At 68.9% G+C, this 20,393-nt stretch carries 14 protein-coding genes, 1 tRNA gene, 1 other RNA gene and 1 pseudogene; 9 read left to right on the forward strand and 8 right to left on the reverse strand.

The window, feature by feature from the left end:
• Position 1 precedes the first annotated feature (1 nt).
• Positions 2 to 286, forward strand: coding sequence for a hypothetical protein (locus ABZ824_RS13020; protein ID WP_356963405.1), 285 nt, complete (start codon positions 2 to 4; stop codon positions 284 to 286).
• Positions 287 to 530: 244 nt separating this feature from the next.
• Here the strand turns inward: ABZ824_RS13020 and ABZ824_RS13025 are convergent.
• Positions 531 to 615: transfer RNA gene (locus ABZ824_RS13025), tRNA-Ser, on the reverse strand.
• Between the two features lie 128 nt (positions 616 to 743).
• On the opposite strand from ABZ824_RS13025, the gene ffs reads away from it, so the two are divergent.
• Both ffs and ABZ824_RS13035 read left to right on the forward strand, forming a co-directional pair.
• Positions 744 to 838: signal recognition particle sRNA small type (gene ffs / locus ABZ824_RS13030), an RNA gene on the forward strand.
• Between the two features lie 214 nt (positions 839 to 1,052).
• On the forward strand, positions 1,053 to 2,342 hold the full coding sequence (locus ABZ824_RS13035; RefSeq protein WP_356963406.1) for an aminotransferase class I/II-fold pyridoxal phosphate-dependent enzyme: 1,290 nt from the start codon (positions 1,053 to 1,055) through the stop codon (positions 2,340 to 2,342).
• Positions 2,343 to 2,570: 228 nt separating this feature from the next.
• Here ABZ824_RS13035 and ABZ824_RS13040 read toward each other — a convergent pair whose 3' ends face one another.
• Together ABZ824_RS13040 and ABZ824_RS13045 are read right to left on the reverse strand one after the other, a co-directional pair.
• Positions 2,571 to 3,011: an SRPBCC family protein gene (locus ABZ824_RS13040; protein ID WP_356963407.1), complete on the reverse strand. Its 441-nt coding sequence runs from the start codon at positions 3,009 to 3,011 to the stop codon at positions 2,571 to 2,573.
• An 8-nt stretch (positions 3,012 to 3,019) separates the two neighbouring features.
• Positions 3,020 to 3,826: a methyltransferase domain-containing protein gene (locus tag ABZ824_RS13045; protein WP_356963513.1), complete on the reverse strand. Its 807-nt coding sequence runs from the start codon at positions 3,824 to 3,826 to the stop codon at positions 3,020 to 3,022.
• A gap of 173 nt (positions 3,827 to 3,999) precedes the next feature.
• On the opposite strand from ABZ824_RS13045, the gene ABZ824_RS13050 reads away from it, so the two are divergent.
• The 3 genes from ABZ824_RS13050 (at position 4,000) to ABZ824_RS13060 (ending at position 7,029) form a co-directional block, all read left to right on the forward strand.
• Positions 4,000 to 4,575: an HhH-GPD-type base excision DNA repair protein gene (locus tag ABZ824_RS13050; RefSeq protein WP_356963408.1), complete on the forward strand. Its 576-nt coding sequence runs from the start codon at positions 4,000 to 4,002 to the stop codon at positions 4,573 to 4,575.
• Positions 4,576 to 4,700: 125 nt separating this feature from the next.
• Complete coding sequence (locus tag ABZ824_RS13055) at positions 4,701 to 5,411, forward strand: hypothetical protein (protein ID WP_356963409.1); 711 nt, start codon at positions 4,701 to 4,703, stop codon at positions 5,409 to 5,411.
• 343 nt (positions 5,412 to 5,754) lie between these two features.
• On the forward strand, positions 5,755 to 7,029 hold the full coding sequence (locus tag ABZ824_RS13060) for an ROK family protein (RefSeq protein WP_356963410.1): 1,275 nt from the start codon (positions 5,755 to 5,757) through the stop codon (positions 7,027 to 7,029).
• A gap of 62 nt (positions 7,030 to 7,091) precedes the next feature.
• Here the strand turns inward: ABZ824_RS13060 and ABZ824_RS13065 are convergent, their stop codons facing one another.
• Positions 7,092 to 8,723, reverse strand: coding sequence for a DUF2207 domain-containing protein (locus tag ABZ824_RS13065; protein ID WP_356963411.1), 1,632 nt, complete (start codon positions 8,721 to 8,723; stop codon positions 7,092 to 7,094).
• A 352-nt stretch (positions 8,724 to 9,075) separates the two neighbouring features.
• On the opposite strand from ABZ824_RS13065, the gene ABZ824_RS13070 reads away from it, so the two are divergent.
• Positions 9,076 to 9,930 carry a neutral zinc metallopeptidase gene (locus ABZ824_RS13070; RefSeq protein ID WP_356963412.1) on the forward strand — a complete coding sequence of 285 codons (855 nt, stop codon included), beginning with the start codon at positions 9,076 to 9,078 and terminating at the stop codon, positions 9,928 to 9,930.
• Positions 9,931 to 10,067: 137 nt separating this feature from the next.
• Here ABZ824_RS13070 and ABZ824_RS13075 read toward each other — a convergent pair whose 3' ends face one another.
• The 4 genes from ABZ824_RS13075 to ABZ824_RS13090 all read right to left on the reverse strand — a co-directional run bounded on the left by ABZ824_RS13075 (position 10,068) and on the right by ABZ824_RS13090 (position 15,307).
• Positions 10,068 to 11,384 (reverse strand): ammonium transporter, encoded by a 1,317-nt coding sequence (locus tag ABZ824_RS13075; RefSeq protein ID WP_356963413.1) that lies wholly within the window; start codon positions 11,382 to 11,384, stop codon positions 10,068 to 10,070.
• Positions 11,385 to 11,475: 91 nt separating this feature from the next.
• Complete coding sequence (locus ABZ824_RS13080) at positions 11,476 to 12,117, reverse strand: TetR/AcrR family transcriptional regulator (RefSeq protein WP_356963414.1); 642 nt, start codon at positions 12,115 to 12,117, stop codon at positions 11,476 to 11,478.
• Positions 12,118 to 12,161: 44 nt separating this feature from the next.
• Positions 12,162 to 14,408, reverse strand: coding sequence for an MMPL family transporter (locus tag ABZ824_RS13085; protein ID WP_356963415.1), 2,247 nt, complete (start codon positions 14,406 to 14,408; stop codon positions 12,162 to 12,164).
• Between the two features lie 80 nt (positions 14,409 to 14,488).
• Positions 14,489 to 15,307 carry a hypothetical protein gene (locus tag ABZ824_RS13090; protein WP_356963416.1) on the reverse strand — a complete coding sequence of 273 codons (819 nt, stop codon included), beginning with the start codon at positions 15,305 to 15,307 and terminating at the stop codon, positions 14,489 to 14,491.
• Positions 15,308 to 15,757: 450 nt separating this feature from the next.
• Between ABZ824_RS13090 and ABZ824_RS13095 the strand changes: the two are divergent.
• Positions 15,758 to 17,905 (forward strand): annotated as a pseudogene (locus ABZ824_RS13095) (DNA polymerase III subunit gamma and tau); the annotation flags it as partial.
• A gap of 1,235 nt (positions 17,906 to 19,140) precedes the next feature.
• On the forward strand, positions 19,141 to 20,355 hold the full coding sequence (locus tag ABZ824_RS13100; RefSeq protein WP_356963417.1) for an acetyl-CoA C-acetyltransferase: 1,215 nt from the start codon (positions 19,141 to 19,143) through the stop codon (positions 20,353 to 20,355).
• The last annotated feature ends 38 nt before the right edge of the window (positions 20,356 to 20,393 follow it).

A 20,393-nucleotide genomic window follows, 5' to 3' on the forward strand; every position in this document is an offset into this window, starting at 1 on the left:
CGTGAAGCTGCTCCATATCAGTAGCGGCCCTGTCACATTGTCGACTCGCTGGCTCTGGTTGCGCCAAACCCTGTACCTCCGGTTCCGGGGTCTCTCCCGCCCACCCGGCTACACCAGGAAACTCCAGTGGAATTCTCGCCGCGAATACGGCGGATGGGTCATCCGTCCATCCATGGGATGGCGTCGGATCCGCTGGATAACCCCACCGCTGTACTACACGCGCGCCATCCCCGCTGACGACATGTACGCCGTCGGCAGTTGGATGTTGGAGAAGCTGGAGAAGTAGACCGGCGCACCGGACACAACGAATCCCACCCCGTCTCCGAATTAACGGAGGAGGGGTGCGTTATTCATCGGGCAGGCCGACCGACCAGGGCATGGAGTGGGCGCCTGCCCCCGGCGGGTCGCCGTCCAGCGGTGCTACGACCATCAGAACTGTTCCGTCGGCATCTCGCCGATGCGTTCGGCCACTAATGAGAAAAGACCTGGTCAGAACGGCGTAAAACCGTCCTGACTAGGCCCTTCTTCAGCGGAGGATAGGGGATTTGAACCCCTGAGGGCGTTAACCCAACCCGCGTTCCAGGCGAGCGCCATAGGCCACTAGGCGAATCCTCCGTGGAGCAGCATACCGGTAGCCCCCGGTCGGTCGCCAAATAGGTGGGGTGACGTGGGGGAAGTGCCTGGTCGGTCGGGGGTGGTGGACCCGGAAGATGGGTTTGCGGGCCGGAGGCGCTACACTGGCCGACGGATCCCGCGCGGCGCGCATCCTGTGAATCCCCCCAGGGCCGGAAGGCAGCAAGGGTCAACGGGCTCTGCCGGGTGCGCGGGGTCCCCTTTCATTGGCCTCGTGCGGTGCCCGGCCGGTGCGGGCGCGGTTCGGTTTCGCCTCTGCATCCCGCCCTCGGATAACGCCTCCAATTCCGGCCGCTGCACGGGTAACGTGAACACCGTCCGCGGGTGCACGTGCGTCTGCGCGGACAACTGTTCGGTCGCCGCCGCACATCGGTCCGGCCAAACCCATCGTCCCCCCGCTGCTTGAAAGGCTGCCCAGGATGCCCCGGCAAACGCAGATCGGTTTGATGAGCCATGAGGAGCTCGTGCTCGAGCACGACACCCAGACCGCGAACTACGCGACGCTCAAGACCGAGAAGCTCACGCTGGACCTGACCCGGGGGAAACCTTCGCCGGAGCAACTCGACCTGTCCGCCGAACTGCTGCGCCTGCCCGGCGACGGCGATTTCCGGGACGGCACCGGCACCGACTGCCGCAACTACGGTGGCCTGCACGGTCTCCCGGAACTGCGCGCGATCTTCGGCGAGCTGCTCGGCATCCCGGTGGACAACCTGCTCGCGGGCAACAACGCCAGCCTCGAGCTGATGCACGACGTGATCACTTACGCGATGCTGTACGGCACGAATGATTCCGAGCGCCGCTGGGCCGCCGAGGACACGCTGAAGTTCCTGTGCCCCGCCCCCGGTTATGACCGGCACTTCGCGATCACCGAGGCGCTCGGCTTCGAGATGATCCCGATCCCGATGCGCCACGACGGCCCGGACACCCACGCCATCGCCGAGCTGCTGGCGAGCGATTCGCAGATCAAAGGTCTGTGGGCGGTGCCGAACTACTCCAACCCGACCGGCGTCGTCTTCTCCGAAGAGGTTGTCCGCGAACTCGTTTCGATGCCCGCCGCAGCGCCCGACTTCCGGTTGTTCTGGGACAACGCGTATGCGGTGCACCCGCTCACCGACACCGCGGCCCCGGTGATCGACGTGCTCGGGCTGGCCGCCGCCGCCGGAAATCCGAACCGCCCGTTGGTGTTCGCTTCCACCTCGAAGATCACCTTCGCGGGCGCGGGCGTGAGCTTCATCGGCGGTTCCACCGCGAACCTGGACTGGTATCTGAGCCACGCCTCGAAGAAGAGCATCGGCCCGGACAAGATCAACCAGCTGCGCCACCTGCGTTTCTTCCGCGATGCCGACGGCGTGCGCGCGCACATGCAGAAGCACCGCGCCATCCTGGAGCCGAAGTTCGCCCTGGTGCTGAAGATCCTCGAGGACCGCCTCGGCGCCTCCAAGGTGGCCTCCTGGACCGAGCCCAAGGGCGGCTACTTCATCAGCCTCGACGTGCTCGAGGGCACCGCGGCGCGGGTGATCGCCCTCGCCAAGGAGGCGGGCATCGCGCTCACCGCGGCCGGTTCGGCCTTCCCGTACCGGAACGATCCGGAGGACAAGAACATCCGGATCGCGCCGAGCTTCCCGAAGCTGCCCGAGCTGGAGAAGGCGATGGACGGGCTGGCCACGTGCGTGCTGCTGGCGGCCACCGAGAAGCTGCTCGGCAAGTAGGAGCAGACCCCGACGATTGATCGCCCGGCACGGATTTCGTGCCGGGCGTTCCCGTCTGTATCGAACGCCGGAGGCGCGGCCGAAACGAAGGAGACAGTGTTCCGATCGAGGCGGGACGGCTGGCTGCGCCGCCGAAGAGCCCGCTTCGAGCCGTGCTGCGACGCGCGCACAGCTGGCAGCACTGACGGAAACCGCGCCGCGAACGGGACCCTGACCGAGGCCCGACGCTTACCCGGTCTCCAGCAGTTCCTTCAGCCGCGCCAGGTCCGCGCGATTCGCCCGCCGGATCGCTGCTTCCAGCACGGGCGCGGCCAGCCTTCGCAGACCCCTCGGCTCGCCCTGGTTGCGCAGCGTCATGCTGGTACCGCCTTCTGACGTATCGGCCCAGGTGTAGGTGGTCTCCATCGGAAACGGACCTGTCACGGCACGCATCACCAGCCGCAGGCCGGGCGCGTAGTCGGCCACCTCGTAGGTATAGGTGAGCCTGCCGCCGAGAAAGTGGGCGACGAACGTCATCCGCGAGCCCACGCGCAGCGGCGGCTCCGTCTCCCACGTGACGCTGTGGATGCGCGAGTACCAGGCCGGAGCGTGCCCCGGATCGGCCGAATACGCGGCGACCAGTTCGCGCGATCGGTTGATCACGACGTCGGTCAGCACGTCGACGGCCATCGGCCGGGTCAGCGGGGTTTGTGCGCGAGGACGGCGAACATGGTCACCGAGAGGTGGATGTCGCCATTGGCGGCGCCCGCGTCGAGGTCGGCGAGTAGGCGATCGCGCTCCGCCTCGGTGATCGCGCCGCGCGCGACCGCCATCGCCGAGATCCTGGTGATCAGCGAGCCCGCGCCCACGCTGCGGTCCTGCACCAGGGCCTCCGAGCCGATGTCGTCGACCACCAGGCCCGCCTTGGTGAGCAGGCCGGGCAGGCGACGGCCCGACAGCGGATTGGTGGTCGCCGACACGAGTGTGTCGATCACCTCGCGGACAACCCGCCGGTCACCGGGGTGCACGATCGCCGTGCCCCAATCGCTGTCCACCACGACCACGCGGCCGCCGGGACGCAACACGCGGGCGATCTCGTTGGCCGCGCGGGCGGGGGCGGTGAGGTGCTGGAAGACGCGCTCGCACAGAACGGCGTCGAAGCAGTCCGCGCCGAACGGCACGCCGTAGGCATCCCCCGAGTGGAATTTGGCCGTCGAGCCGGCCTGAGCGGCACGGCGCTCGGCGGAGGCGAGCAGCTGCGGGTCCGGCTCGACGCCGACCGCGCTGCCGTTCGGGCCGACCGCTTCGGCGAAGGTGATGACCTCCGACCCGGTGCCGGAGCCGATGTCCACGGCGTGTTCGCCGGGCCGCAGCGCGAGCGCTTCGTGCGCCCAGGTGCGCAAGCGGCGGATACCGGGCAGCGCGGCCTGTAGGTCGCGCACGTCGACGAGCTGGTCGTGGCCTGCCCGGTCGAACCGATCGGGGCGCAATGCGTAGGTGTTCATGGGCCCGTGTCCATCCCTGGCCGTTGCCGTCGTCTTGGTCGGTGTCGCCGTCGTCTGAGGCATGGCCTGGAGCCTACGCGGCAGGTCATCTACCCGCGCGTAGGGGATGTGAGGTGGGTCACTATGGTCGATGACTAGTCTGGTACTGCCCGAATAGACGGAGAGGCGGGACAGTGACGCGCACGCTGTGCCTGGCGCAGGACGCCGAGGCGGATCGGCTACTGACCGAGGACCATTTCGCCACGCTGCTCGGCATGCTGCTGGACCAGCAATATCCGATGGAGCACGCCTTCCGCGGCCCGAAGAAGATCGCCGACCGGATGGGCGGCTTCGACATCCAGCGCATCGCCGAGGCCGATCCGCAGGAGTTCGAGGATCTCGCCGCCACCCCGCCCGCGATCCACCGCTACGGGCGGTCCATGGCCCGGCGCGCCCAGGAGTTGGCTCGCTACGTCATCGAGCACTACGACGGCAAGGCCGAGAACATCTGGACCGCGGGAGACCCGGACGGCAAGGAGGTGCTGCGCCGCCTGCGGGACCTCCCCGGCTACGGCGAGCAGAAGGCGAAAATCTTCCTGGCCCTCCTGGGCAAGCAACGTGGCGTGCGGCCGGAAGGCTGGCGCGCGGCGGCGGGCGCGTACGGCGACGAGGGCTCGCGCCGTTCGGTTGCCGACGTTACCGACGCCGAATCCCTCGCGCAGGTAAGGGAATTCAAGAAGCAGGCGAAAGCGGCAGCCAAAGCGAAGTAGTCCGGTGACCGTAACTCCCCGGTTGCCTATTTGAAATCGCCCTGCGTTTTTTCCTCGTTATCGCAGAGTCGGTGCCCGATGCTTTTGGCTGGTATGGCTCCACCTGAGATGAGGGATTGCAGGACATGAGGATGAGGAAGCTCGCCGTGGTGGCGGCGCTGGTGACCATTGCGACCGGAGTGGCCGCTGGTACGTCCGGTGCCGCCCCGGCAGAAGAAAACGCGGAAAGCGCAATCAATTTCACCGCGCACGCGACCGATACCCAGTCGATCATCGAAATCGACGCGGGCTCGCTGGTGGTCGAGAACGAGGTGCTCGAGGTGAAGGCCTCCAACGGTACCGTGCTCGCCGCGCAGCCGCTGCGGTTTCAGCTCGACGACTTCGAATTCCCGATCGGCGCAGCCATTTCCGGTCGCACCGCGACGCTGACGCCGGTGTTCGACCGGGAACACGCGGTCTACAAGCCGGTCGCTCTGCCGTACGAGGACAAGGCGCCGTGGAAGACCGAGTACGACCGTGAGGTCGCCGCTTGGACCCGTCTGACCAGCACGATCGCCGCCGGTGCGACCATCGGCACGCTCGTCGGCGGCCTGGCGGGCGGCGCCATCGGTTGCGTGCTCGGCGGCATCGCGGGCGCGACCGTCGCCTCCGCCGCGATCGTCGGCCTGTTCGGCGCGTTCATCCCGGCCGCGGCCATCGGATGCCTCGGCGGCATCATCGCCGTCGGCGCGCTCGGCACCCTCGCGGGCCAGATCCTGATCACCGCCCCGGTCGCCATCGGCGCCGCGATCCAGTACTTCACGACGATCAATCAGCCGTTCGTCGCACCGAAGTAATCCTTCCGCGTGAAAAGACTCCGCTCTGCCCGTCTTCCGGGTGAGCGGGGTCTTTTTCGCGTGCTCGCGACCTGGGGAAACAATGTGCGTGTGCACACAGCGGCGCGTCGGGGGTTGGTGCGTCGGGCAAATCGGTGTTAATTTTAATGACATGTCTGCCGGCCGATGGAACCTCCTGCGCGTCACTTACGTGACCGCCGCGTTGGGTCTGCGGCTGCCGTTGACACGCGAACTGTGTCGCCTCTCTTGCTGCAGCTGAGCTGTTTTTCCTGCTCGTTTGCTGCCTCGCCGCCCATGTAGGCATGTCCCGTTCGATTACGGGACTTCAGCAAGGATCTGCACAATGTCCCTTCCCACCCTTGAACGATCCGTCTCCAGGGTTGCGGGCAGCCGTGCCCGCGTCCAGCGCCCGGTTGTCGCCCCTGAACTCCGCATCGGCGACAATCCGGCGGCCGCGGTGCTGCGCTCCGCGACCGGTGGCCCCGTCTCCCGCGACAATGCCGCGCGCACAACGGGTTTGAGCATCGCCACGGTCAACCGCCAGGTCTCCGCACTACTCGCGGCCGGCCTGCTGCGGGAACGTCCCGACCTGACGGCATCGGGTGCGGTCGGACGCCCCCGCGTCCCCTTCGAAATCGATCACGACGCCTACCTGACCATCGGCATCCACATCGGCGCCGCGGTCACCAAGATCGTCGCCGCCGATCTGCGCGGCCGCATCCTCGGCGGCTTGGCCATCGCGACGCCGCAGACCGGCCAGGAATTCGCCACCACCACCGTCGCCCGCAGCGCCAAGGCGTTCCTGCAGCGCTGGCACCGGCGCAAAGCGCTGTGGGCCGGTGTCGCGATCGGTGGCCGAGTCGACCCGCTGACCGGCGTCGTCGACCACCCGAAGCTGGAATGGCGTGGCGCGCAGGTAGGTTCGGTGCTCGGCGAGGTGCTGGAGTTGCCCGTCTCGGTCGCGCCGCACGTCGAGGCGATGGCAGGCTCGGAGCTGTTGCTGCCCACCGGTGAGCCCAAAGACCAGGCCCGCGTCGAGCGGGGCAGCAGCCTGTATTTCTACGTGCGTGAAACCGCCGGTATCGCGGTGACTTTGGACGGTCGCGTGCACACGCCGAGCAACGGTCCAGGATCGATCGCGCACCTGCCCACCGGTTCGGACGTCGAATGCACCTGCGGACGGCGTGGCTGCTTGGAGGTGACCGTCGGTGATCGGTCGCTGCACTCCAGGGCCGTCGGTCGCGGCATCATCCCGGCGCACAACGGAACCGCGGGCTCGACCATCGCGGATCTGTATCGCGCGGCGGAGGCAGGTTCGGAATCCGCGCGCGAGCTGCTCGCCGAGCGGGCCACCATCCTCGGCCACACCGTGGCGATGGTGCGCGACATGCTCAACCCTGATCGGGTGATCCTCGGTGGCCAGGCCTTCACCGGCTATCGCCCGGCGGTAGCGCATGTGGCGCGTGCGTTCAACCAGGGTTCGACGCTGCCGCCCACCGATATCCGCATCAGCGGATTCGGCGGCAAGGTACAGGAATACGCCGCCGTGGTGACCTCGCTGAGCGTCCTCTACGCCGATCCGCTGGCCGCAGTCCGGCGAACCGCGTTGACCGACTGAGCAATACGACGAAGGGCGACCGGACGTGCTGTCCGGTCGCCCTTTTCGTGCGTGTGGGGCGTTTACCGATGCGGGTCGCCCGCGGTCGCGAACAAGCCTTCCAACGCCGTGATGAAGAACGGGAAGTGGCTTGCGAAGCGTTGCAAGTTGCGGTCGCGTTCGAAGCCGCCGAACCAGTAGAGGCCCGGTTGCGCGTCGGCCGACGGATCGAGGTCGCGGAAGGCCCGGATCCAATTGTCGGCCCGCGCACCGAGCACCGTGAACGGCAGGGCGCGAGAGAACACGGTCTCCTGGTCGATCGGCGGGATATGTTCGCGCCGCGTCGTCTCCAGGCCGCGCTGGAGCGCGCGGATCTGCCGGGCGAGTTCCAGCCCCCGGGTCGTCCGCACCGGCAGGTACTTCGGGGAGAGCAGAGTCGCGACACCGCCGAGCGCGATGGCGACACCGACCAAGGCGTGCCCCGAGGTGAGCGCGAGCGCTACGGTCACCGCGATACCCGCGACCACCAGTGCCCCACCGAGCCACACCGCGATGCCGGGACGTCGGCGATCGAGGAAGTTGCCGCGGGCGACGGCGTCGGCGATCAGTGCGGCGCGAACCGGGCCGGAGGTCATCCGCCCCGGCGCGCGCAGCTCACCCAGTGTCACGGCGTCGGCGCCAGCGGGCAGCAGTGCCTGGTAGACGGCCTTCTCGTAGTCGCGCAGCTGATCGTCGGGCGTATTCACCCGGATGATCCGCCAGTCGCTGTCGCTGAGCGGCGTGATCCGGATGTACCGGCGCACCGCGAGATCCACCACCGTGGCGGCGATGTCGACCGGATCGACATACCCGTCCAGCAGCAGGCCGGCCTCGCCGGGCAGCGCGCCCTCGGGTGAGGTGAACTGCACTCGATCGCCTTCGCGCAGCAGCGGGTCGATCGTGTCCGTGCCGCCGCCCACCGTCGCGTCCTGGCGGCGGGCGCGCAGCACGAAGACGACCAAAATCGCCAGCGCGAGCAGCAGGACACCGAACGCCACGAGCACCGGGGCGGTGATCGCGAAGGGGCCCGCGTCGCCGCCGCCGCGCAAGTCGGCGTTGCTCGGCACGGTGCCGGGCGGCAATTGCAGCGTCAGGTCGATCGCGTCGCCCTTGTGCAGGTCGGTTTGCTCGAGAAAGAGGACGCCGTCGGACTCGATCTTGACGTCGGCGCACGGGCGGGTGTTCCCGGGCGGCCCGAGTTTGCAGTCTACGATGCCCATTTCGAAGCTCGGGCTGATCAGCGAGGCGCTGATGGACGCGATGTCGGCGCCCAGCACGCCGAGCCAATGGAACACCTGGGTGCCCGGCGCGTCACTGACGGTGTTCTGCACGGAGTACTGGAAGGTGGACTTGCCCGGCCGTGCCTCGATGGTGAACTGGTCGTTCGCGACCGTCGCGGTGCCAGGGCCTTCGGTGTTCACATCGGTGACCCGGAAGACGCGCTCGGCGTCGTCGCTCACCTTCAGCCGCAGTGGAAGCGACATCCGGAACGATCCGTCCGTCGGCACCGAAATCTGTTCGACGACCTCGAGGACACCCTCGCGATTCAGCTTCAGATCGGCGGTGATGGTCACGCCGTCGGGTGCGGGCTGGGCTTGGGCGACCGGGGCCGCCGCGAACATTGCCGCGATGGCGAGAAGCAGCGCGCCTAGGGCGGCCCCCCGAAAAGTCAGCATGGCTGCCTACTTTAGACAGCTTGCTATTCTGCGTCAGCGGCTGTCGGCGATCACTGAGACGAGGGGGTACGGGGGCGTGACACAACCACCGTACGGACACGGACCGGTCCCGCACAGGGGGCGTCCGGTTCCTCCGCCGCCCGGCTACGGTGCGCCCTATGGACCACGCCCCGGTTACGGTCCGCCACCTGGATACGGCCCGCCACCCGGCTACGGCCAGCCGCCGGGGTATGCCCAGCCCGGTTACGGCCCGCCAGCGGGTTACGGCTCTCCGGTCCCTCCGCCGATGCCCTATGGTCCGCCCGGGCGGCCTCCTTACCCGCCGCGGCGCAAACGCGGTGGCGGTGGATGGGTGGTGCTGCTGATCGTCATCGTGTTCCTGGTCGCGGCGGGGCTGGTGCGCAACGCGATCTCGGTGGGACGCGGCGACAACGACGCGTCCGGCCCGCGACCGAGTTTCACGTTCGACGCCCAGCCGGACGGCTCGACCGGACCGTCGGAAACCGGAACCAACCCGTTGCTGACCGATCCGAGCACGACACTCGTTCCGGCGCGATGCGACTACTCGCCGTGGGGCACCCAGGTCGACGCCGCCCGCAAGTTCTTCGAAAGCGCCGCGTCGTGCCTGGAGTCCGCGTGGAAACCCGTGTTGCGCGAGGCGAACCTGCCGTTCCAGCCGCCGTCGCTGAACGTCAGCGCGACCACGTCGGGCATAACCACGCCGTGCACCGGCTCGACCAGCAATTTCGCCGCGTTCTACTGCCCGGCGAACAAGACCATCTACATGCCGATCAGCCAGTTGCAGACGGACTACTTCAAGGACAACTGGGTGGTCTACCTCTCGGTCTTCGCGCACGAGTACGGACACCATGTGCAGGCGATGTCCGGCATCCTGCGCAAGGCCAACAGCGATCGGGCCGACGCCGGGCCGCGCACCGCCAAGGGTTTGGAACTGTCCCGGCGAGTCGAATTGCAGGCCAATTGTTTCGACGGCATGTACCTGTCCTCGTCGTCGAAGGGCGGCTCGCTGACCGATCCGCAGATCACCGTGGCCCGCAAGGACGCCTATGGGCGCGGCGATCAAGCCGGGGACATGCGCGACCACGGGTCCGCCGAGAACGGCGGTCAGTGGTTCGAGACCGGACTGAACAAGAACCGTGCGGCCCAGTGCAATACGTTCACCGCGTCGGCGGGCTCGGTCAGCTGACGCGCCGAGCGGGCACGGGCCCTGCGGTGGTCATCCGGTCCGGCTCAGGCCGGGCGAAGGGCGGCAGCGCTCTCCGGTGAGATAGTCCGCGATACCGCCCCGAGCCCGGTGCCGATTGCGGGGAGTGGCCCCATCGATCAGAGCTTCGGATCGTCGTCGAGCGTGCGATCGGGATGTGGACGTCCGAAATGCCCCTCGCCGAGGCGACGGGGCGCGTGTCCGTGCACCCCTTCCGCATATGCCGTCTCGGCGTGCAGGGCGAAGTCGATCCCGGCGGTCTCGTCCTCCTTGCTGACGCGGAAGCCGACGAGCCGGTCGATGCCCTTGCCGAGCGCGAAGGAGACGCCGAAGGCGTAGGCCGCGACGACGAGCACCGCCACCAGCTGCTTGCCGAGCTGGGCGAGTCCACCGCCGAAGAACAGCCCATCGGCGCCGCCGGTCATCACCGCGGTGGCGAGCAAGCCGATCAGCACGGTGCCGACGACTCCACCGGCGAAGTGCACGCCGACCACGTCGAGTGAATCGTCGTAACCGGCCTTGAACTTCCAGCCCACCGCGAACGAGCACACCACGCCCGCGGCCAGCCCGACCAGCACCGCGCCCAGGGTGTTGACCGACCCGCACGAGGGCGTGATGGCGACCAGGCCCGCCACCACGCCGGAGGCGGCGCCGAAGGTGGTCGGCCTGCCGTCGCGGATCTGCTCGACCGCCAGCCAGCCGAGCATGCCGAGGCAGCCCGCCACCAGGGTGTTCAGGAAGACGGCCGCGGCGAGGCCGTTGGCCGCCAGCGCCGAACCGGCGTTGAAGCCGAACCAGCCGAACCACAGCAGGCCGACGCCGAGCAGCACGAAGGGCAGATTGTGCGGGCGCATCGCGTCGGTCCGGAATCCGATGCGGGGGCCGAGCACGAGCGCGAGGGCCAGGGCCGACGCGCCGGAGGCGATCTCCACCACCAGTCCACCCGCGTAGTCCAGCGCGCCGAACCGCGCGAGCCAGCCGTCCGGGCCCCACACCCAGTGGGCGATCGGCGCGTACACCGCCAGCGCCCACACCGGCACGAAGATCATCCACGCGGAGAATTTGGCGCGGTCGGCAATGGCGCCGCTGATCAGCGCTGCGGTCAGGACGGCGAAGGCGAGCTGGAACGTGACGAACAACAACTCCGGTACCGAGCCGTGCACCGAACCCGGATCGATGCCCGCCATGCCCAGGTGATCGAGGCCGCCGATCAGGCCGCCGCCCGCGTCCGCGCCGAACGCCAGGCTGTAGCCGAAAAGTAGCCAGGCCACGGTCACCAGCGGGATCGCGATGAAGTTCATCATCAGCATGTTGAGCACGCCGGTCGAGCGCACCATCCCGCCGTAGAAAATGGCCAGGCCGGGGGTCATCAGCAAGACGAGGGCCGTGCTGATCAGCAGCCAAGCGGTGGCCGCGGGGTCGATGGTCGGGGACACGGGTTACTCCTTCCGCGCGAATGCGCTGCGAGGAAGTTACCGAATGGTCGCTCGCGGGCCGACAACAGATCGGGAAAGTGTGACTCCCGGGTCAGGCGGAGGGCTGATCCTTCCGGACACCGCGCAGCCACGCGGCGACCGCGTCCGGCGTGGGCGGGTCCGCGCCGACCAGGTCGAGCACGGTGTAGCCGATGCATGCCGCGCCCATCACGCGTGAGGCGGTCGCTTCCGCGTCACCCCAGGGTAGGAAGGGTTTGGCGAGCAGGAGGGAGGCGATGCCGTGACCCACCGACCACAGCTCCAGCACGATCGGCAGCGGGTCGCGCGGCGCGATCGTCCCCTCGTCCATGCACTTGCGCACGGTGGCCGCGAAATGCTGGAAGGCCCCGCTGGTGAGGACCTGATCCACCGCTCCTCCGGTCTCGGTGGGCGCGGTCGCCAGCCGGTACTGCTCGGGATGCTCGAGGGCGAAACGGACGTAGGCCATGCCTTGGTCGTGCAGCTGGGTCAACGGGGAGGTCGCGGGGTCGGTGGCGGCCCGGATCGCGTCGGCGAGGTCTTCGAAGACCTTGGCCACGACCGCCTCGAGGAGCTCGTCCTTATCGGCGAAGTGCCGGTAGATCGACGGCGCGCTCACCCCCACCAGCTTGCTCACCGCCCGGATCGAGACGGCGTCGGCGTGCCCGGTGCTGGTGAGCAGCTCGGCCGTGGCCCGCAGGATCTCGTCGCGCAACTGGGCTCCGGAACCGCGCGGCGACCGCGGACGCCTCCCACCGATCATGCGCGTCCCGCGGTTTCCAGCGGGCGTGCTGCGGTGTCCTCCTCGCCCTCGGTCAACCCGATCTTGGCGTGCAGGCGGGCCAGGGGTGCGGGCGCCCACCAGTTGGCCGGACCGAGCAGGCGCATGAGCGCGGGCGCGAGCAAGCCGCGGATGAGCGTGGCGTCGGCGAGCACGGTCAGCGTGAGGCCGAGCCCGAGCAGCTGCATGAACGACACCTTCGCGGTCACCAGGGCACCGAGCACGATGGCCATCAGCACGGCGGCGGCGGTGAAGATCCGGCCCGTGCGCGCCAGGCCGATCGCGACCGCGCGGGTGTTGTCGTGGGTGGCCAGCCATTCCTCGCGCACCCGCGACAGCAGGAACACCTCGTAATCCATGGACAGGCCGAAGGCCAGGCAGAACATCAGGATCGGCATGGTCGGCACCAAGTATCCGACCGCGGTGAAACCGAGCAGGCCCGACAGGTGGCCTTCCTGGAACACCCACACCATCGCGCCGAACGCGGCGGCCAGCGACAAGGTGTTCAGCACGAGCGCTTTGATCGGCAGCACGACGCTGCCGGTGAACAGGAACAACACGACGAACGTGGTCAGCGCGATCAAGGCGGTGGCGAGCGGGAGCCGGGCGGCCAATGCCTGCAGCGAGTCGGCGTTGGCCGCCGCGGCGCCGCCGTAGAGCGCGTCACCCGGTGCGGGGACCGCCCGGATCGCTTTCAGCTGACGGTCACCGGCGGGCGAGAAGGGGTCGAGTTTGGTCGCGACGCTCAAGTAGGTCCCGGTGTCGTTGCTCATTCCGGGCGGCGGCGGCGCGACTCGCGCGCCGGTCACGTAGACGCCCGCGGCCGAAAGCACCGCGGGCACGCCGTCCACCTTGGACAGTTGCGCGGCGTATCCGCCGAGGGCCGCGCTGTCGCCGCGATAGCCGTCCAGCACGATCGTGGTGCTGGCGACCGGATCGGCCTGGGGGAACTCGGTCCGCAGGGCGTCGCCGACCTGACGGCTGGCGGCGGAGTCCGGCAGCACCCGATCGTCTGGATAACCGAACTTGACCGAGAGGAACGGCGCGCCCAACGCGAGCAGCAGCGCGATGATCGCGACCGCGACCGGCGCGGCGTGCCGCATCACCACGCCGGCCAGCCGGTACCAGGCGGTGTCTTCCGGCGCCTGCGGACCGGGTGCGGGCGCGCCGCGACCGAACAGGCGGCGCAGCGGAGCCCGCAGGTCGAGGGAGTTCACCCGATGGCCGAGCAGCACCAGCGCCGCGGGCAACACCACGATCGACGCGATCGCCGCGGCGGCGACCACCGCGACGCCCGCGTACGCGAAGCTTTTCAGGAAGTACAGGTCGAACACGCTCAGGACGGCCATCGATAGTGCGACGGTGAGCGCGGAGAACAGCACGGTGCGCCCCGCGGTCTGCACGGACCGGATGGTGGCCGCGGCTGGATCCAAGCCGTTGGCGAGTTCTTCCCGGAAACGGCTGACGATGAACAGGCTGGAGTCGATGGCCAGCGCCAGCCCCATCGCCGTCGTCATGTTCAGCGCGTAGATGGAGACATCGGTGAACAGCGTGAACATGCGCAGCAGCGCCAGCGTCGCGAGAATGGCGAACACCCCGATGGCCAACGGGAGGGACGCGGCGACGAGGCTGCCGAACACCAGGATCAGCACGATCATCGACAGCGGCACCGCGACGCCCTCGGCCAGCGCGAGGTCGCGGGTGGTCTGCTCGGTGACGTCGTGATAGATCGCGGCGATGCCGCCTTGGCGCACGGTGATGCCGTTGGAGACGCCCGCGAACTGCCGTTCCAGGTCGCTCGCGGTCTGCTGCACTTGGGTCTCGTCGCCTTCGATGTAGGCGACCACCAAGGCGCTCTTGCCGTCGGTGCTGCGTAACGCGTTCGCCAGCGGCTGCGGCGTGGTCCAGTAGGACTGGACGCCCTGGACGTCCGTGCGGGATTTGAGCGAGTCGGCCAGCACTGTGCCCGCCGCCTTGGTGGCCGGATCGTCCGCGCCCCCGTCCGAGCTGACCAGCAGGACGAAATTGGGCGCCGCCCCGGCGAAGTTGTCCGCGATCAACTGGGCGACGCGAGCGGACTCGGCATTGGCGGAGGTGAAACCGCCCGATTTCAAGTGCGCGGGCGCGGTAGCGCCGAAGACGCCGCAGAGCACGGCTACCGCGAGCGCCGCGGCCAGCACGGTACGCGGAGATCGGGTGATGAATCGGGCCATCCGGGTCAGCATCGCGGCTCCGCTCGCTAGGTTAACGGCGTTAGAGTAACGCCGTTAACCTATGCTGTCGAACCCGCACGACGCGCCCGAGGTCAACCGCGGGACTTACGGATGGCCCGCAAGCCCCTTCGGCCGGGCACGGGAAGGTCGTCGCACATTTCCACCCATTCCGCGGTGGTCAGCCACAGCTGCTGGGCGCGGGCATCGGCTGTGTTGTGGAAGATCCGGCGGCCCCGGTCGTCGCGCAGTTCTTGCGCGACCACCGACCAGCGCGGCGGGCGGCCGTGCTCGGCCTGGTAGTCCGCCAGATACGTCGCGATCGCGGTGCCGATGGTGTTCACGGGACGCAGCGAGACCCGGTTGCCGTACTGCGCCGCGTAAAAACGTCGCGCCGCGCACAGGGACCGGGGATTGGCGTTGGAGGCGATCCACCCCGCGCGCTGCGCGCGCTCGATGAGCCAGAGGTGTTTGACCGCCGACGGCGCGATATTGCCGACGCGGGTGCGGATCAGCGTCATGATCTGCTCGGTGCACAGCACGTCACGGCGGGTGGGGCCGTAGCCGTGCGCGGTCCAGTGCGCGTCCGCGAGTTTGGCGAGCACCCGGCCGAAGTCGTCGATGCTGCGCTGGGCGCGGCGGCCGAGGCGTTCGATGCGCTCGGCCTCGCGGCGCATCTCGTTCTGCGCGGTCAGGGTGCGGATCGCCGCCATGGTTGGCACCTGGCCGCGTTCGAGAAGTTCGAGGATGGCGGCGGCGGTGGCCGGATCCGCGGCCGCGGTCACCGGCAGCGAGTCGCGCTTGATCGCGAACTCCTGGGGACTGATGGCGCGGCTCAAGAGGGCGACGGCGGAGCGGTCGCCTGCGAAATCGGTGCTGGAGAGCCAGGCGGCGGCGATGTCGTCACACGACACGTGGACGGTCCTCCGGTGGAAGTGGGGATTGGCGCTGGTCACCCGTTGGCGGAGCTTTGTTGGTTGTGCCCCGGTCGGGATGAGGGACCGGCCGGGGTCACCAACCTGATGAAGGTTTGGCTACCGAAGTTGCCGTCTGCCACGTTAGCCAGACGATTGCATCGATGTCACCCATGGTGACGGTTTCGTTATTTCCAAAAAGTGGAGGTAAATCGGGGTCGGAGTCCATCTTTTCCGGCCGCGGCGGGATGCCGCGGCGGGTGCGTCCGGTATTCGCACGTGCAGGATAAGTGATAGCTCTGAGGTTGCTGTTGCGTATGTCCCGGTCGGCCGTCGAAGAAGGCGACGCGCATGTTGTGACTTGGATCACATTTATCGGCGACCGTGTGCCGCTGATCCGGGCGGTAGGCGGGCATGCGCGTTGTCGGTGGTCGCCGGTAACCTCTGGCCGTGGCTCTGTACCGGAAGTACCGACCGGCAACATTCGCTGAGGTGGTGGGTCAGGAGCACGTCACCGACCCGCTGAGTACCGCGCTCGACACGGGCCGGATCAGCCATGCCTATCTGTTCTCCGGTCCGCGCGGCTGCGGCAAGACGTCTTCCGCGCGCATCCTCGCCCGATCGTTGAACTGTGTGCAAGGGCCCACTTCGACGCCATGCGGCACCTGCCCGTCGTGTGTGGCGCTCGGGCCGGGCGGCCCGGGCAACTTGGATGTCATCGAACTCGACGCCGCGAGCCACGGCGGTGTCGACGACACCAGGGAATTGCGGGACCGCGCCTTCTACGCGCCCGCGGAGTCCAGGTACCGCGTGTTCATCGTCGACGAGGCGCACATGGTGACCACCGCAGGGTTCAACGCGCTGCTCAAGATCGTCGAGGAGCCACCAGCGCACCTGATCTTCATCTTCGCGACCACCGAGCCGGACAAGGTGCTGCCGACCATCCGTTCGCGCACGCATCACTATCCGTTCCGGCTGCTGCCGCCCGCCACCATGCGCGGACTGCTCGGGCGGATCTGCGAGCAGGAGCACGTGCCGGTCGAAGAAGCCGTGTACCCCTTGGTGATTCGCGCAGGTGGCGGTTCACCGCGCGACAGCCTGAGCGTGCTGGACCAGCTGCTGGCCGGCGCAGGCCCCGAGGGCGTCACATATGCCCGCGCGGTCTCGCTGCTCGGTGTCACCGACGTGGCGCTGATCGACGACGCGGTCGAAGCGCTGGCCGCCGACGACGGCGCAACCTTGTTCGGCACCGTCGACCGGGTGATGGAGGGGGGCCACGATCCGCGCCGTTTCGCCGTCGACCTGCTCGATCGCTTCCGCGACTTGATCCTCCTGCGGGCGGTGCCCGACGCCACCGAACGCGGCCTGGTCACCGGCCCCGGCGACGTGCTCGACCGGATGCGCGATCAGGCCGAGCGATTGGGTTCGGCCACCTTGACCCGTTACGCCCAGCTGCTGCACGAAGGTCTCGGGGAGATGCGCGGCGCCACAGCGCCGCGACTGCTGCTGGAAGTCGTCTGCGCGCGCATGTTGCTGCCCTCGGTGTCCGACGCGGAATCCGCCACCCTGCAACGGTTGGAACGGCTCGAGCGCGGTCTGGCCGGTGGTTCCATCGCCCCGGCGCCCGCCGCGTCGTCGGCGCAGGCTCCCGCGCCGTCGCCTGCGGCTGGTTCGCCGTCGGACCCGCCTCGTCGCCGAGGTGCCGAGGCGCTGGCCGCGATTCGTCGCGAGAACCGCGGGGGTGACCGCTCGGGAAGCGCTGCGGAAACCGGTGGTTCGGCGCATGTCGGGGCAGGGGACCGCGCCGGAGGCGCATCCGCGGGTGCGGCGAATGTCGATGACACGACGCCGGTCGGTGGTGTGCGAGCCGAGAATCCGTCTGCCGATACGGCGGGCTCCAGTGCCGGTGCGGAATTCCCGGGTGCCGGAGGCGGGCGTCCGACGGAGCCTGTCGTTGGCGAGTCGGTCGCGCCGGGTTCGCCTGCGCGAGGGGGTACGGATCGCCCTGTGCGGGTGGCCGAACCGGATTTCGCCGAATCCGGTGGTGCGGCAGGAATGACGCCGCGGCGAGAGGCGAGTGCGACCATCGAATCGAGTGCTCCGCAACGCGGGACGGCAGGCTCGGCGTCTGCGTCATCCGCCGCCGCGCGTGATGCGAGCGCGATGCCGGGCGATCTCTCGTCCGAAACCGAAGAGGCACGAAGGCCTTCCGACCCTACGGCGACGTCTGAGCGCGGATCGTCTGAGCAGGAAACGAATGCGCGGGCGGCCTCGTCGGTCGTCGATCCGGCCGCCGGGCGACAGCAAGGGACCGATCCGGCTGCCGGACAGGGTTCTACCGCCGGGCGGGAGCAAGGGGCTGATGCGGCTGTCGGACGGGGTTCTGCTGCGGGGCGGGAGCAGGGGGCTGATGCGGCTGTCGGACGGGGTTCTGCTGCGGGGCGGGAGCAGGGGGCTGATGCGGCTGTCGGACGGGGTTCTGCTGCGGGGCGGAAGCAAGGGGCTGATGCGGCTGCCGAGCAGGGATCTGCTGCCGGGCGGGAGCAAGCTGCCGGGCGGGGTTCTGCTGCCGGGGGCGAGCGCGGGGCTGATTCGGCTGCCGAGCGGACCGTCGGGCACGGCGATCAGGCTCGGTCCGCCACGCCGGCGTCTCATGCGACCGGTTCGTCCGCGCAGGAGTTCGCCGCCGGTCCTGTTGCCACACCGAGCGCTGATCTGTTGCGGGAAGTGGAAGCCGCCTGGGCGGACATTCGCGCCAAAGTGCGTGAGTTCGGTGCGGCCGTGCAGGCGATGCTCGCCGGTGCGTCGGTCGCCCGGGTGGAGGGCGAGGTCATCGTCTTCGCGCACCAGCACGCGCCGCTGGCCAAGCGCCTGTCCGATCCGCGCAACCTGGAGGCGGTCCGGTCGGCAGTACGGGCGGTGCTCGGCCGCGACCACGAGGTGCGCTGGGAAGCGGGCGGCGCCGCGCCACGGCCCGCCGCCGCGCCGAGATCGGGCGGTGCCGCGAACCGACCCCGCGGGCAGGCGGGCAACCAGCCGGGACGTGAATCCGGCAACGCGGCGAGCCGTGGTTCGGCCGCGCCAGCGCCGCGCTTCTCCCGCCCGAGTCAGGCGAAGAACGCGAACGCCGACAAGGCTGGCGGCGCGGGGCGTTCCGGCGCAGGCGGCGCCGACAAGCGCCCGTATCCTGCGGACGACGATATCCCGCCGCCCGACTACCCCGACCTACCCGACGACCCCGGCCCCGCGGACTATCCGCGGTATGACGCCGGGCCGAGCGCGGGCGACGCGTCGGCCGACCTGGACTGGGACGGGGCCCGGGTCATTCCCGCCTCGACCCCGGAAGAGGAGCAGGAGATGATGGCAGCCGCGGCCGATCCGGTGGCTCCCGGCGACCGTCGCGACCCGGACGAGGTCGCCCTCGAATTGCTGAAGAGTGAGCTGGGTGCCACACGATTGGATGGTTGACAACCACCGTTCTCGCAACGTTAAGTTAACCGGAGTTCGCACTCCACGGTAGTATGGACGGGTAGCCGGGAGCTTCGGTACGCCGACGTTCTATGGTATGCCCAGGCGTACGGGCGACCTGGCCGTACGTTCGTCCTGTCTTGCCTGGTTTTGTACAGCGTTAGGAACGGTCGGTCGCAAGGCCGGTCGGCGAGGTCAGCCGCAGCCATGCCGCACCCGCGGTGTCGCCGCACCCCAGCGCTCGGACGGACGAAAGTCCGCCCGACCGCCCAGGAGCGCTCGGACGGACGAACGTACCGGCCGACCGCAAGGAGCGCTCGGACGGACGAACGTCCGGCCGCCGCACATTGAGGAAGGAACACTCCATGACCACAGAGGCCTACATTTACGAGGCCATCCGCACTCCGCGCGGCCGTGGCAAGAAGAACGGCTCGCTGCACTCGGTCAAGCCGATCGACCTGACTGTCGGTCTGATCCAGGAGCTGCGCGGGCGCTTCCCGAACCTCGACGAGGACCGGATCTCCGACCTGATCCTCGGCGTGGTCGCGCCGGTCGGCGATCAGGGCGCGGACATCGCCCGTACCGCGGTCACCGTGGCAGGCCTGCCCGACACCGTCGGCGGCTTCCAGCTCAACCGCTTCTGCGCCTCCGGCCTCGAGGCGGTCAACCTCGCCGCCCAGAAGGTTCGCTCCGGCTTCGACGACCTGGTTCTCGCCGGTGGCGTCGAGTCCATGTCGCGCGTGCCGATGGGCTCCGACGGCGGCGCCTGGGCACTGGACCCGGCCACCAACTACGACACCTACTTCGTCCCGCAGGGCGTCTCCGCCGACCTGATCGCCACCATCGAGGGCTTCAGCCGCGACGATGTCGACGCCTACGCGGTGCGCTCGCAGGAGCTGGCCGCCAAGGCCACCACCGGCGGCTACTTCGCCAAGTCGATCGTGCCGGTCAAGGACCAGAACGGCATCGTCGTGCTGGACAAGGACGAGCACATGCGTCCCGGCACCACCGCCGAGGACCTGGCCAAGCTGCAGCCGTCCTTCGCCGTGATCGGTGAGATGGGCGGCTTCGACGCGGTGGCGCTGCAGAAGTTCCACTTCGTCGAGAAGATCAACCACGTGCACCACGGCGGCAACAGCTCCGGCATCGTCGACGGCGCCGCGCTCGTGCTCGTCGGTACGGAAGAGGCGGGCAAGGCCTCCGGCCTGACACCCCGCGCGCGTGTCGTCGCGACCGCCACCAGTGGCGCCGACTCCACCATCATGCTCACCGGTCCTACTCCGGCCGCCAAGAAGGTGCTGGCCAAGGCGGGTCTTACCCTCGATGACATCGATCTGGTCGAGATCAACGAGGCGTTCGCCTCCGTGGTGCTGAAGTTCCAGAAGGACCTGAGCATCCCGGACGAGAAGCTGAACGTCAACGGCGGCGCGATCGCGATGGGCCACCCGCTGGGTGCGACCGGCGCGATGATCACCGGCACCATGGTCGACGAGCTGGAGCGCCGCAACGGCCGCTACGCCCTGATCACCCTGTGCATCGGCGGCGGCATGGGCGTGGCCACCATCATCGAGCGGGTCTGAACCCCAACCGACAGCTGAGAATTCACGGCGGCGTGAGC

This window comes from Nocardia sp. NPDC047038 (assembly GCF_040644075.1).
Classification (GTDB): Bacteria; Actinomycetota; Actinomycetes; order Mycobacteriales; family Mycobacteriaceae; genus Nocardia; species Nocardia sichangensis.